A 14,867-nucleotide genomic window follows, 5' to 3' on the forward strand; every position below is an offset into this window, starting at 1 on the left:
AATCGCTTTTTTAATGTCCGTTACCATAGCATTGGTGGCTCAAGAAGATTTGGATGAAAATCCCACTCCTCAAGCAGAAACACAAGGACAATCCGAAAGTTCTACAAAAACAAAAACCGATCAAAGCTCAACAACTTCGGCGGAGGAAATAAAGAAAGCCGATCTTTACGTGAACTCCAAAAGTTCTTTCGAAATTTCCGCACAAGACGATTCCAGCACCGTGGATTACATCGAATATAAAATCGGCGAAGCAGATTACGCTAAATATACTTCTCCTATTACGATCCTTAAGGAGGGCGTTAACCGCCTTACCTACAGAGCTGTGGATAAAGCGGGAAACAAAGAACCTGCGAAAGCACTCGTAGTCGTAGTAGATAATACGGCTCCAACTGTAAAAATCGTTCCGAGTGAAATTCTTTATAACCTAGATGGATACAACTTCGGATCCAAAAATGTAACCTATACCATCTCCGCATCGGATACTCTTTCCGGAGTGAAAGAAATAAAGTATTCCATCAATGGTGGAGACATGAGACCTTACGACAACCAACCGATTAAATTAGAGAAAGCGGGCGTGAATCTGATTAAATATTCGGCGGTGGACAATTCCGGAAATTCTTCTTCCGAAGCCATCCTTGTTGTAACCTTAGACGATGTAAAACCTGAAATTGAAATCCAAGGAAACACTCCTCTAGTAATCATTGATGGAAAAACGTATTCTAGAAAAGGAAATTCTTTTACGATTAAAGCCGTAGATGGACAATCTGGAATCAAAAGAATTTTGATTAAAATGGATAACGCCCCGGATTTCGTTGCATATGCCGAGCCGATCACGATTGATGCTCAAGGCGAGCATACGATTGAAGCGAAAGCAATCGACAACGTAGGAAACGAAAGTGAAACGAAAAAAGTCAGCTTCTCAGTGGACGTGAATCCACCTACGACACAAATCCGTAAAATAGAAGTTGGTTCTAACGGAAGCAAACCTACTACTACATCCGCTGAGTCTACATCGGCGACCCCTACTTCTACAAAGCCAACTCAACCTGCAACTCCTCCAGCCAAGAAATAAAAAAATCTGGCAGGAATGAAAAAAAGCCCGGAAAATTCCGGGCTTTTTTGTGCCTTCTAGGCGTTTCATAAAACCGTAATCGGTAGTGACACTCTGGAAACTTTTAGATTATTTTCTTCCGGTCAGTTGCGAATTTTGCGGAAAGTACGACTTCTTTTCTTCCAAAATCGGAATTTGTAAACTTTGTCATTTGGAAAATTCGACTTTTTTAATCCGTGCTCAAAATTCATGCCAGGTTTGTAAGGAAATACAAACAACGAAAGAATGTTTCTATTGCAACTCAAGGAACGTATTCTTTGAAGAATTGAAATTTTTGCAAAGAAGGACTCCTTTTTTGGCAAAGGTAATAAACCGTATTAAGTTGCAGTCCGTTTATTTGCTTTCGATTTATCTTTGTTTGGGCATGAAAAAAGAATTAAAATCCTGGAAGAATCTTAATTTTTCCGGAATTATACTTACGCCTTCCCAAAATAAACGAAGGCCGTTTGAGTCCTGCGATTTCGCTCTGAAACGATTACAGAGCATCCTTCCTTTTCCGTTACTACATCCAATTGAAAAGATAAGCGATGAAAAACAGGCGGGTAAGAGTTTTGTAGATCGTTTTATACACGCAAGACTTGCTTTTCGAATCAAAAAGGAATATAAGGGAAAGTTGAAAGGAAATTATCTCCTGGTCGATGACGTGTTTACCACCGGTGCTTCCGCAAACGAGTTGGCAAGAATTCTCATTCAAAACGGAGCCGAATCTGTTCGAATTTTGGCTTTGATTCGAACAGAAGGGAAAGGAGGTGAAATCGAAAAAGACATTACAAATGTTTAGCTATCTATAACTTGACTTAAGTCGAATATGGAGCCACGTAAAATCATTCATGTAGATATGGATGCATTCTATGCATCCGTCGAGCAAAGGGACTTTCCGGAATACAAGGGAAAACCATTAATTGTGGGTGGTCCTCCTAATAGCAGGTCTGTTGTTGCAGCCGCTTCTTACGAAGCCCGTAAATTCGGGGTTCGTTCCGCAATGCCTTGTTCTAAAGCGGCTCAACTTGCGCCTCAAGCGATTTTTGTATCTCCCCGTTTTGAAGTATATAAGGAAGTTTCCGATCGAATTCGTGAAATCTTTTTGGAATACACGGATCGTGTTGAAATGCTCTCCTTGGACGAAGGATACTTGGACGTCACATTCAATAAAAAGAATATTCCGTTTGCCGTAACGATTGCCAAAGAGATCCGCGCTGAAATTTTTAAACGTACAGGGCTGACCGCTTCCGCTGGCGTCGGTAACTCCAAATTTATCGCCAAACTCGCTTCTGAAAAAAACAAACCGAACGGACTCGTCGTAGTTCTACCCGACGATGTAATTACCTTTATCGACCCTCTGCCAGTAAGCAGTTTCCACGGTGTGGGCAAGGTCACAGCTCAGAAGATGAAGGAGCTTGGAATTCATACCGGAAAAGATCTTAGGACAAAAAACATAGACGAACTCGTTCAATATTTCGGAAAGACGGGGATCTACTATTATAAAATTTCCAGAGGAGAAGACGAGAGAGAAGTAGAATCCTGCCGGGAACGAAAGTCCTTGGGTGCAGAAAATACGTTTGATCAGGATAAAATAGATCAGGAAGACCTGCTGCAACAACTGAGAGAAGTTGCGGTCGAAGTGGAAAGAAGATTAAAAAAAAGAAATTTTGCCGGTAAAACGCTCACTCTCAAAATTAAATTTCAAGATTTCAGTCTAAAAACAAGATCAAAAACTCTATCGGAACCTATTTTTAGTGCGGATGAACTTTATTCCATAGCGGCGGAACTTTTTGATGAATTTTTTGAAACCAAAAATGGAAAACAAGTTTCGATTAAAGCAATTCGACTTTTAGGGATTAATCTTTCTCATCCAGATTCAACAGACGAAGAACCAACGTTATTTTCAAATTTATAATATTCAAAAAATTAAACTTTTTTTGAATATTAAATTTATTTAGACAAAATGGCGTCCCTTCCAGCTTGAAAACCACGGGTTAGATTCGAGCGTTTACCACAAAACAAAAAATCAACGCAAGAAACGAAGAACTTGTGACCCTTCAGAGGACAGAAAGAAACGGGGGAGATGTTACATCACGAATTTAGAATGCAGTTTGCGGAGACAAAAAAGAAACTGCATTAGCAAAACGAACTGCTTTTCGAAGAAAAGCCTTCTGTCTTCTGAACGAGTCCCCACAGATTACGTTTGTATTGGCGGCTTTTTCCTGTCGCTTAAGAGATTGTAATAGCTTCTTTGAAACGGGCTCTAAAACTTTATGGAAAAAATATTAGATAAGTTTAACAAATGTGAATTTATTAGAGTTGTTGAGAAATTAATTCTCCATCTCATCCGTTTCATGAAAGCGCCAATTGAAGCAGTTTTGTAAAACTGAATTATGGAATTTTTCAACAACTCTATTGGGTGTTTACTAACCGGTATTATTTCAATTTTATTATCAATAGAAGTTCCTCAAAATCTATTCTTTGAATCTGAACTATGAAAGATAATACTTTCAAATCAAGTTATACTGATATTGAGTTATTGCCGACGAGTTATACAATTGGAACCTTAACCCGCAAATTTAACGAGGTTATGCAAAAATATATTCTATCACTCATCCTGTAAAAATGAGTACCCACAAATAGACCACTGATTTGATTGATTCCATCTACTTTATTAAATAATTCTTTATCGTTCCATCCTTCATAATTACATAAAGTCGATCTTCGACTATTTGAAAGCATGCCATTTCATCAAGCCTGTTGGTTTCTTCATTTTTGGCGTAGTTTTCAAGAGAATAAAAACGTATTTTTGATTCTTGTTTGTCAACAGTTAACTGCATAAGACTTATTTTTTCGTTTTTTGTTAACATGCATATTTGCCATATTTGATTTCCTATCGTAAGGTATTTACTATTCTCCAATACATCGATGGGCGCTTTCAATTTCTGAAGATTAGGTTTTTTCTGAGAACAATCCGTTACTGTAATCGTGCAATCACCATAACCTATGTTAGCAATGCTGATCATTAATTTTTCATCGGACAAATAATTTGCAAAACGTCCATAATCAATGTCTTTGTGTTTAATCTTAACGAGTTGTTTAAAATCACTATCGTATAAAATCACTTCATCAAAAAAAGCACTGATAAAATTTTGACCATTACCATATACAATGAATTTAGGCGCTGGCCGGTTTTTTCCAGTTTGAAGATTTCGTTCCATTGAATCACTTTCTGTCTGTTCAATGACGTAGTTGCCATAAAAATATCTCTTCTTGGCCGGTGGGAGTTTCTCTACCTCAAGATTTTCAGTTATGTTGATCAAATACTGATGTGTGGACGTCGCACTATCATCAGTAAGGTAAACTGACGTCTCAAAGCCTTGTAGATAATACGTTGTAAAGCGCTCGAACTTGAAACCTTTAAGATGGGTTGTCTTGAGTAAAGAGCCAGTTTTCAAATCAACATTACTTAAACAGGCTTTACCGCCTTGCTCATAAAAAATCAAAGCGGAGACTGTTCCTTCAATAGGCGTCGCTGCCAGTATGGCAAGTTTCAGAGATTTTTCATTTTCCCATTTTACTGATATTTTCTCATTAGAGGATTCAGAGTTCTTTAGTTCTGTAACAGTGAATTTTATTTTCATACTCTCGCAGCAACGTTTTAAAAAGAGTGCACCCGCGTTATATTGAATTGCATCCTCAATGTCCCCTCCTTCGTGGCTTAAGAAATGAATACTGGGCTCGCCCAACGGGTTTTTCATTTTAGGATGATACAACCAGCAGTCGCTATAATCCCATAAGGGGCAAATTACATTTTTAGCGTTTGTTATTTCCAATAATTCTGAATCAATCTCTTCCAGCCAGTCCTCCTCAAATTGTCCGTGTTCGCCCAATTTGAGTTGTGCTTTCTCCAATTCCAATAACCTATGTGTTGATAAAAGTTTTCTATAACTCTCTGGATATTTAGAGCCGGTCTCAAAACTGGTTGTACAGAGAAAGTGTAAAAATATAAATGTGAAATGGACAAATATTATTCAGAAATCCCCGATGCGCTTTGGGAAAAAATAGCACCATTGATTCCTAAAGAAAAGCCCAATCTTCAAGGAGGTCGCAATCGTGTTCCTTCAAGAATAGTAATGGCAGGTATCATCTATCGAATGAAAACAGGCTGTCAGTGGCGTGCAATTCCCAATGAATTTGGATCTGGTCAAACTTGTCACAGAAGATTTCAAGAATGGGAACGGGCAGGGGTATTCAAAAAGATCTATAAATCCATTTTAAAATATTATGATGTAAAGAATCAGATAGCATGGGACTGGGCTTCGATGGATTCGGCAATGGTTAAAGCTCCCAAAGGGGGAGTTAAACCGGGAAAAATCCTACAGACCGTGCCAAATTAGGGGTTAAACGGCATATCCTTACGGATGGAAATGGAATTCCTTTGGCAATTACGTTGACTGGAGCTAACGTTCATGACAAACACGGTGTAAAAGATACGTTGAATTCAATCCTAATATTTTCCGGAAAAAGAAGAAAAAAGCCAAAACATCTTTGTTTAGATAAAGGTTATGACTTCCAAGATATAGAAGTTTTAATCAAAAGAAGAAACATTCAATCTCATATTCGGAAAAAAGGTGAAAAGCCTCTCATCGGTAAATACAATGGAAAATCTAGATGGGTCGTTGAAAGAACTAACAGTTGGCACAATCGATTCAGAGCTATCCTAATTCGTTGGGAAAGAAAATCTGAAAATTATCTTGCATCTCTTTATCTCGCAAGTTCTATCATTGCTTTTAACTTTTTTGATAGGTAGTTTTGAGACCGGCTCTAAGTAAGAAAAATGATTAATCAAAACCTTGTGTAGGTCTTTAGCGTTCACAATCGCCTCCCACTCGTTGAAATAACCAGCATTACTGTTTTTGCTTTCGTTTTTTCTATCAGTGGTTGTATTCTCAACATACCCTTTTTTTAACTTTTCATTCAGTAATTTCTCCGCTTCTTTCAAACATTTCTCTTCTGTATTGAAAGTTTTGGTTTGAGAATTTCCGGCTGTTCCTGTTTTGCCATAGGTCACGGTAAAGGACTTCCCAGATACTTCAATATTCCAGAATTTGTCAGATTTGTCGTCTTTGTAAGTAAGATAATGTTTCATAGCTTTAACGCCCCACATATTCATAAATCATGAACTATGTCGATAACATTCTGGATCTTCCCAAATTGGTGGACACAGTCGTGGGTCTTAAAACTTTAATGTGATTTCAAAAATTCAATTTTTTAGTTGAGTAAAACTTACTACTCGGCATATGAAAATAATACCAGAAGTTAACAATCGATTTTACCAAGAGATGTGTATATTTGAAACAAATTTAACATAAGTATTTCTTTATGCGTCCTAATGGCAAATAATTATCTCGAAAACGATTCATGAAGCAGTATAATCGTTAGTCAATGCAAAATGATTTCTTAGAATCATATAGTCGGTTCTGTCAAAAATTCTAAGAGTTAAAGAATCCGAAATCGGTTTTGATATAAACTGCTAAAAACAACAATGTATTAAAAGTATAGATCAACTAATCCGACACGGAGCCACTAACCAAGTCTGTATTATTTTGTATTTCCTTCAGTAGTTTTTCAAGAGATTCTAATTCGTTTTCCAATTGTATTTTTTCCGAAAAAATACTTCTTAATTCCTTTGTCAGCCATTGGTTTCGTCTTAAGAGAATTTTCTTTTGTAGATACAATCTTTGAATCAGGATGACGAATCTCAGTTCTCTTGGGGCTTTTTCTCGACGATCTGTATATTGGCTTACGAGACCAAGTCGGTTCCGAAGCTTCGGTAACGAGCCTAAATAATCTTCTAGTCTTGAAGAGTCATACCACTTCAACATAGCCACCTCCGTTTGCGCGAACAACATCGATGACTTTTAGTATCTTGGAATTGATTGTATTTAGGTTCAAGTCGAGTTTGTTTGTCCGGAACTCCATTAAAAAAAGTTAATCCCGATACAGGTTCGAAAAAGTCGCACATACGGACAGGATAATTTATATTTGTGATAAATGTCAATATGTATTATCACAAATATAGAGTTTTCAAATTCTATATAAAAATAAACTATTTAAAATACTTTCCGAATCTTCTCGAAAGTATTTTGGCCCTTTCATCGACAGAGATTTCACCGGTATTTTCGGCAAGATGAAAGTCTTGAATGAGAATTTGCCTCGTGATTTCCTCTTTTGCCTTCGAACTTTTTTGAACGAATCTCATCGGATCTAATTTCCCCAAGAGTTTTAAAAAAGGTTTAGAAGCAACACGATTGATAAAAGAAGTTTTCTGGCCTTGAATCAGCCCGGCTTTGATTTCAAAAGCGTCGTAGTGCAGAATTGCGACAGCCCAACAGACCGAACAAACTGAAAGACCCAAAGATGATAAATACGCTTTGTAAATCCCTAAAAACGGAAGAAAATAAATGAACATTAAAGTGATTGGTAACCCAACTATAGAACCGAGTAGAACAAAAAAGAGCCTTACCCTATCGTCTCCTCTTTTGAGTCGTATTCTTTTAAGAATTATCCAAGCCGACAATAGAACCCAAAAAGTGGAGAAGTAAATGATTAAATGGTAATTCAAACTGAAGTCAAAAACGAAAGTGTCTGGATTTTCTAAAACTACCATTCTTTGACTAAAAGAAGCCCAGGTAAAATAGGAAAACCCTACGATACCCAGGATCAATATCCAAACTGGAATCTTCTGCCTTACGTTCTCCATTTTTTTACAAAGAAGATATAGAATAAAAGTTCCGACAGACATCGGAAGAAAGGTTATGTTCAACCCAAAGTTACGGTATTCAAGAGGAAACAATCCTCTAAGACCTTGAATGCAGAGCCAGAGCGCCATACATAGATTCAAAAACAGGAATAGAGTCTGTAATTTTTGTCTTGGCTTTAAACTAAAGACATAGATTCCCAAAAACAAATGGAAAAATCCCGCTAAAACTGGAATAAAATGGTTGAGGTTCATAGTGCTAATTCTTCGCTAAAATTTAGTTATTCATATTCGCTTATATTTCGTAGTTCGGTTTCGAGTCTTTACGTTGCTACGGTCTATTTTCTTTTCAATTTGATATAAAACCAAATTTGAATTCACATGGGAAAATTTTTTAAGAAGGAAAATCACTTTTGAAGAAAAGAAGATCAAAAAAAAATAAGAAACTTTTCTACCAAAATCCTATCTTTTGGCGACAAAAACATGTTTTTATTCATCGATCTTTTTTCCATAACCTAAAACAAGGCAAAAGATGCCACTATATTTCTTTTTACAAATTATGACTCATCAATAATTGCTGTGCCGACATTTGAATTGATTTTTTGAAAGTTGTGCTACTAATAGGTTTTTAAAGACACATTAGTATTATTTTAATACCGATGTCAACAAGAAAGTATTATTCTAGGACATGTTTTGGACGAACAAAAGAAAAGATTACAAACTATACTTTTAAGTTTCAAAGGAAACCAAAGAGAGTTTGGGGATACGATTGGCAAATCAAAACAAACGATCAGTGGTTGGCTGAGTGGAAGATTTCCGATACCGGAAGACGCGGCAATTACGATAGAAATGGTCCATGGATTCAGAAGAGAATGGCTCCTTGAAGGTAAACTACCGGAAAAAGTAGCATTACAACAGACATTTCGAACCAGAATGAAAGTGGAATTGGAGCTGACATTATTGAAAAAAATAACCTCGAAAGAAGGTTTACCAAAAATGGTCGAAATATTGGCAATTTTACCCAAAAAAGAATTTGAGATCGCTCAAAAATTGATTTTTAGCTTAGCAAAAAAAGAAGTCGAAAATAACTAAAAGAAGTTTTTCCTTTATCTCAAAACGCCCGTTTAAACAAAACCTAGTTCCTTAGCATTCAATATCACCTTCCAATACACAGAATTTTTTTTCAACAGGACAAAGTTTTGGTTCTACCATCTCTAAACGTTCTCGGGTTGTTTGTAGACAATACTAAGAATTTGTCTCACAACCTTAAAAAGAATCAGGATCGTAATTTCTAAGTCACCGGTAATAAACGTAGTTCCACAAATTTCGTCTTCTTACGTTCTTTTTGCGGTTTGAAACGACTTTTAGCAACGAACTTGCTGGCGATAGTCGATGGCAGTGTTTCTAATTGCGTGAGATTTCCCGCATTTAAAAAAGACTCTGATTTTTTTACACCAAACTCACGTTAAAATAAAACTCTACCACAATTGAATTTGTATTGACTGAAATATCGCATCGATAACATTTGGCCCGAAGGGATTTCGTGATATTTTATAAAATACACAATCACAAATTGTGGCCACAAGAAGATCATCTTAACAAGCCGCAAAAACGATTTAGGAAATGGTTTCGATTTTTCTGGACATCCTTACATTCCGCACTCCATTTCGAGTGCGCTTTTTTTCTTCAAAACAAACAGAAAATAAACACGATTCATACAAAAAAAATCCAAAAAAAAGACTGCATTCTTACTCATTCAATCTTATCTGCGGGTTTTATCTTGCTCCTCTTGTGCATGTGTCCAGGAATCGAAATAAAAGCTTCCGAAAAAAAAACGTTAAGAATTAATTTGGAAACCGCCACTCAAATAGCTTTAACGAACTACTATTTATTATTATCTATTAAAAACAAAAACAACGCTATAAAAGAACTCATTTCTGAACGATGGAGGGATTTGTTGCCTACTCTCGGAGTCAATATGACCAGGCAAAGATATATTATTCAAGACTCAAGTGATTACATATACAATGCGATTTTGTTAAACGTAGACCAGATCATTTACGACGGAGGTAAAAAGAAGCTGGATCTTGATATAGCTCAATTAGAGGAAATATTAAGTAGAGAGGACTTTAAAATTACTTCTTCTAAAGTGAGGCTGGAAGTTGAAAAAACTTTCATAAACACATTGGTTGCACTTGCAAAGGTAGCTCTTAACAAGAAGTCGGTGGAACGTGCCAAAGAACAACTCAGACTTGCAAAACTGGAAGCAAAACTCGGCTTTACTACTCAAATTCAAGTCTTAAGCGTAGCCTCCCGTCTTCAAGAAATCGAATTTGCTTTGGTGAAATCCATAAACGAATATCTAAAGGCAAAGAACGATTTGAAGTTAATCATGAGTTTGGATCACCAGTCTGATCTCATAATTGAAGGAAATTTACTTACGGACTTCTACCTCTCCTATCCCGATTTGAAAAGGGAAACATTAATTGAGAATGCCCAGAACCAAAGATCGGAAATCGTCAGAATCAAGATTAATAATAAAAAATTAGCTAAGGAACGCGAACTAGCCGAAAACGCTTGGATCCCTCAGATTTCTATCGGCGGTTCTTATGGAAGAACTGGTATAACTTATCCGTTACAAAACGATACCTGGAATGTGAACGTTAAAGTTATATTCCCTTTAGGAGGTTCCACGAACACAACGACCGAAAACCTAGGTATGCGTTATAACAACCAAGCGAGTAGCGGATTTGCAGGTACTGTTAATCCCAACTTTAACGCGGCAACATCCAATAATCTACAAATTCTAGATAACATGAGCTATTCGAGAAAGGTAATGGAAAGTAAGATTAAACTAGGTGATTCTATCGCGGAAAAAAAACGTTTGGAGCAGTCCATCGCGATCGAAGTGGAGAAAGCTAGCGACGTCGTTAAGGAATCCTACGACTTAATTACAATCGGAAGTGGAATGGTTTATTTCCGCTACGAGAGTATGCGTTTGATGGGTACCAAAATTCAGGTCGGAGAAGCGAAAAGGTCGGACATACTCTTTGCCGAAACCGAACTTGTAGGCGCTCAAGAAAAACTGGTAGATGCGATCGGAAAATATTGCACTTCCGTTTACGAACTGGAATGGGTCTCAGGTTTACAACCCGATTCGCTGAAGTTGTTCAAATACAAACCAAACCACGGAAATACAATTCTTCCGTTGATCCTACAAAATAGACCTATTCCCAAATCGAAAGTGGCCGAGAACTTTAAAGTTAAAGATATCGAAGAATATTTCAATTCCCCGGATACCGAAACGGACAGGGGTTTATTGGATACATATGATCCTATTAAAAAGAAGTAAACCCATGAAACGCAATAAACAATCTAAATATTTAATCTCTTTAATGCTTCTATCCTGTATAAGCTCCTTTCTGATTGATTGTAGCAAACTTGAAAATAAGTTCAAAAATTGGATTCCCTTAGACAATAATCCTGCTTCACCGAAAGTACTATATTCCATACCTTCTCCCGGACAAACAGGGGTTTTAAGAGACCAAAAAATCGTGATGACCTTTAACAAACCGATCGACGAACAAAGTTGTATCGGAGCGTTTTCGGTTCAACCCGGTGTGACGGGACTTTTTGAAATCAATGGCAATACTTTGACGTTCACACCGAACAAACGATGGCAAGGCGGTATAACGTATTTGGTGAATCTTTCCAATCGATGTGAGGATCAAGAAGGTCGGGATCTGGAAAAACCGTACAGTATCAGTTTTTCAGTGAGTACCGACGTCCTTCCTCCTGACGTGATCTCAATCGGTGGCCGAAAAAATGCGACCGGTTGTCTCAATACTGATTCTATATTAGATTTTGTTAATTTTAAAAATAACTTTTATAGCACGACCGACGTTTGCATCAATACTCCTATTGTTGTCAATTTTACGAAACCAATGGACAGGGGAACCGTGGAATCCAATTTCCTTACCGTTCCTCAAATGGTGGGGTCGTTCGTCTGGAGCAATAACAACACTGTTCTAACTTTTACCCCCAGAGAGGCCCTTACGACCGGGCTTACTTACGTTTTGACTATTTCTCAAACCGCTCAAGATACGTCGGAGAATTCTTTAGGTAAAAACGTCTCCGCAAGCTTTACCGTTGGAACGGAAATTGTTAAGCCTCAAATCTTAATGCAAGACGGATATATACAAAACGCGGCGGGTTGTTCTCCCGGTGTGTTAGCTTCCACATTGTTTCCTGGTGGACTTTTTAACGCAGTCGGCTTGTGTACTGGTATTGTTCCTGGTTTTCAATCGTCTCCGATTATCATTGATTTTTCGGAAGCGATGAATTTAACAACGACGGACTCAAACATCAATATATCTCCAAATATCAACGGTATTAAAACCTGGTCAGCAAGTCCGAACGGTGCCTGCGGCTCCACTGGACCCTGCGGAACGATGAGTAGATTCACGTTTACGCCCGTTACTCCCTGGCAGCATTCCGTCACATACACCGTAACCGTTTCCGGTAATTCCACGGACATTGCAGGTAATCTGGTCGGCCAAAATTATTCATTCTCATTCACGGTAGGTCAAGATTTTCAAATTCCTAGAGTGATCTTTCAAGACGGTTTCATAAACACGGGAGCAGGCTGTGCCCCCGGAACCCTTGCATCTTTGCTTGATCCGATCAATGGAATCCGAGATAAAATGGGAGCTTGTTCAGGTCTTTCACCTGCTTCCACGAACACTCCTTTATTCATTCATTTTAGTGAATCTATGATCCAATCCACGATCGAAAATGCGTTGAGTATTTCTCCGAATATCCTTGGAACAAAAACCTGGCTTACAAGCGGCAATGCGTTATGCGGCTCTACAGGGCCTTGCGGAAACGGCAGCCTTTTAGTTTTTACTCCAAGCCAAGACTGGCAAAATACCACTTATACGGTTTCTATCCCGGGCTCCGCGATGGATTTAGACGGAAATACATTAGGTTCCTCTTATTCATTTTCTTTTACTTTTGGAATCGATCTGCTTCCCCCTAGAATGGATTTTACCACCGGTCCATTGTTAAGCGACTTAGCTCCCGCCTGTGGAAATTTAGGTATTACACCGATTCCGAATCTTACTACTAATATCTGTAATCAAACGAACGGCACCAAGTTCAGAGTACGATTCAACGAACCGATGGACCAAGCTGCCACTACGAACGCTTTTTCACTATCTCCGTCCGTTACCGGTCTCATTACTTGGCCTTCTCCCACCGAATTGCTTTTTACACCGTCTCAAAATTTGAGTTTATTCGCACAGTATAAGCTCACAATCAGCACGGCTGCCAAAGATCTTGCGGGCAATGCAATGGTTTCCGAGTTCATCAGTTTTTTTACTACAGGGAACGGGGGCCCAGTAAGCAATGCTCCTCCTACCGTACTAAATGTGTTATCTGACGTTGCAACGGGGCCCGGAGGTTGCGATGGCGGTATGGACGATCCCTTGTCCGCGTCTTTTGTTACCAACGTTTGTACAGACAACGTGGGAACCGGTCAAGGTGCTTCCTTTGAAATCATTTTCAGTAAAAACATGGACCAGAACATAACTTCTCAAGCGTTCTCGATCAGTCCGAACGTTTCCGGTCTTATCTCTTGGACATCTCCAACTACGCTTCGATTTATCGCCGCTCAATCCCTCAATCCGAACACTCAGTACGTAATTTCTATTAGTCAGAACGCGACGGATTCCGGGGGAGTTCAGATTCAAAATGGATATGTTCTTTATTTTTTAAGTTCGCCAGTTGGCGGTTTTCCTGCAGTTAATTCCATAGATGTCTTTTCCGGAACTCCGGCGAATTGCCAAGCAGGTTTAGGTATCGTTACGAACGTTTTGGCAGCAACCGTCAATAATGCATGTACTGGAAATTCGGCAGTCAATCCGATCGTGGTCACTTTTTCCGAACCGATGAATTCGTCTTCTTTGAGATCTGGATTTTCGATCTCTCCTTCGGTAACGGGACAGTTCTCATTTCCGACGGCGAACCAAATGGTCTTTACTCCGGACGTTGCTTTTCAGTACGGAAAAAGATACAATATTTCTCTTGCGACTTCCGTAACAAATACTTCGGGCAAGGGACTTAGGAATCCGGTGAATGCGACTTTCGTCGTGGGCGCGTTAGATTCAAGCCAACCCGTTGTGACTGGAATCGATTTTGAAGTCGATGGGGATGGTGATAATTGCAGCGCAGTCCCTAACGACGTACTCAATTCCCAAAACGGTACTCTTACGAATAACGTATGCACCGGCATTCCGATTGTGATCCATTTTAACGAGCCCATGGACCCGGCCTCCACACAAACCGCGCTATCTGTTTCACCTTCCGCAAATTTTGCGATCACCTTTGCGGGGAATAATATGACTCTAACCCCTTTGATTGCTTTAACTAGCAGACAAAATTACACTTTAACAATTTCCACTTCGGCAAAGGATTTAGCCGGGAATTCTCTACAAAATTCATTTTCTTTAATATTCAAAACAGAGAATGATTCACCACAGGTGGTAGCAATTGGCAAAGGAAATCAAGCCAACTGTAACAGTCTAGCAGTTACGACAGGATGTTGGTGGCAGGCTGGAACTCCTTTTCTTCCGGCATCCTCTTATTCTTTTACTCCCGGATTGCAGGCTTGTCCAGCGGATTCCACTTCGGATAACATCGTGATCGTCTTTAATCAACCGATGAACACGGCAAGTACGGTTAACGCGGTTAATATAACCGCCGTCTCTCAAGTTCCGAACAACGCCTCCTCCATTTATAAAGGAAGATGGGTATGGAGCGATAGCGATCGGGTTTTAACGATTTCGATGACGGACGTGGGTCTAACGTGCGGATTCGATATTCTATTCAATACAGGAATCGGTGGAGCAAACTATCCACTTTATTTGATCCAAATCGATCAATCAGCCACGAATGCGAATGGGACCGCCTTATCTTCCCAATTCAGCTTTTTCTTCGAAAGCAACTAAAAAG

Annotated in this window: 10 protein-coding genes and 1 pseudogene (1 of these 11 running past the window's edge); 7 read left to right on the forward strand and 4 right to left on the reverse strand. The window is 38.7% G+C overall.

From position 1 onward, the window contains the following. From ompL47 to dinB, 3 genes are all read left to right on the forward strand, one after another. Positions 1-1,072 carry the 3' portion of a multi-beta-barrel domain surface protein OmpL47 gene (gene ompL47 / locus LEP1GSC190_RS15345; protein WP_002748558.1) on the forward strand. Its footprint begins 29 nt before the window's first position, so only the last 1,072 of its 1,101 coding nucleotides appear in the window; its start codon lies off the left edge, out of view; it ends in the stop codon at positions 1,070-1,072. A gap of 85 nt (positions 1,073-1,157) precedes the next feature. After that, positions 1,158-1,892, forward strand: a complete 735-nt coding sequence (locus tag LEP1GSC190_RS15350; RefSeq protein WP_002748425.1) for a ComF family protein — start codon at positions 1,158-1,160, stop codon at positions 1,890-1,892. A 27-nt stretch (positions 1,893-1,919) separates the two neighbouring features. After that, positions 1,920-3,008 (forward strand): DNA polymerase IV, encoded by a 1,089-nt coding sequence (dinB, locus tag LEP1GSC190_RS15355; RefSeq protein WP_002748473.1) that lies wholly within the window; start codon positions 1,920-1,922, stop codon positions 3,006-3,008. A 751-nt stretch (positions 3,009-3,759) separates the two neighbouring features. Here dinB and LEP1GSC190_RS15365 read toward each other — a convergent pair. Then, a complete protein-coding gene (locus tag LEP1GSC190_RS15365) occupies positions 3,760-5,007 on the reverse strand; it encodes a hypothetical protein (RefSeq protein WP_002748512.1) in 1,248 nt (415 codons plus the stop codon). A gap of 159 nt (positions 5,008-5,166) precedes the next feature. Between LEP1GSC190_RS15365 and LEP1GSC190_RS15370 the strand changes: the two genes are divergently transcribed. After that, a protein-coding gene (locus tag LEP1GSC190_RS15370) for an IS5 family transposase (RefSeq protein ID WP_237578386.1) occupies positions 5,167-5,906 on the forward strand; the annotation gives its coding sequence in 2 pieces (ribosomal slippage) (positions 5,167-5,458 and positions 5,458-5,906; 741 coding nt in all). Positions 5,907-5,921: 15 nt separating this feature from the next. Here LEP1GSC190_RS15370 and LEP1GSC190_RS15375 read toward each other — a convergent pair. The 3 genes and pseudogenes from LEP1GSC190_RS15375 to LEP1GSC190_RS15385 form a co-directional block, all read right to left on the reverse strand. Then, positions 5,922-6,245 (reverse strand): annotated as a pseudogene (locus LEP1GSC190_RS15375) (WGR domain-containing protein); the annotation flags it as partial. 418 nt (positions 6,246-6,663) lie between these two features. After that, positions 6,664-6,981 carry an LIC_10907 family protein gene (locus tag LEP1GSC190_RS15380; protein ID WP_002762013.1) on the reverse strand — a complete coding sequence of 106 codons (318 nt, stop codon included), beginning with the start codon at positions 6,979-6,981 and terminating at the stop codon, positions 6,664-6,666. 224 nt (positions 6,982-7,205) lie between these two features. Continuing rightward, a complete protein-coding gene (locus tag LEP1GSC190_RS15385; RefSeq protein ID WP_338034143.1) occupies positions 7,206-8,066 on the reverse strand; it encodes an LIC10906 family membrane protein in 861 nt (286 codons plus the stop codon). A gap of 483 nt (positions 8,067-8,549) precedes the next feature. Between LEP1GSC190_RS15385 and LEP1GSC190_RS15395 the strand changes: the two genes are divergently transcribed. From LEP1GSC190_RS15395 to LEP1GSC190_RS15405, 3 genes are all read left to right on the forward strand, one after another. Further along, positions 8,550-8,948, forward strand: coding sequence for a helix-turn-helix domain-containing protein (locus LEP1GSC190_RS15395; protein ID WP_002747094.1), 399 nt, complete (start codon positions 8,550-8,552; stop codon positions 8,946-8,948). 703 nt (positions 8,949-9,651) lie between these two features. Further along, on the forward strand, positions 9,652-11,208 hold the full coding sequence (locus LEP1GSC190_RS15400; protein ID WP_173380572.1) for a TolC family protein: 1,557 nt from the start codon (positions 9,652-9,654) through the stop codon (positions 11,206-11,208). 4 nt (positions 11,209-11,212) lie between these two features. Further along, positions 11,213-14,863: an Ig-like domain-containing domain gene (locus tag LEP1GSC190_RS15405; RefSeq protein ID WP_002745315.1), complete on the forward strand. Its 3,651-nt coding sequence runs from the start codon at positions 11,213-11,215 to the stop codon at positions 14,861-14,863. The last annotated feature ends 4 nt before the right edge of the window (positions 14,864-14,867 follow it).

This window comes from Leptospira mayottensis 200901116, assembly GCF_000306675.2.
GTDB classification, from domain to species: domain Bacteria; phylum Spirochaetota; class Leptospiria; order Leptospirales; family Leptospiraceae; genus Leptospira; species Leptospira mayottensis.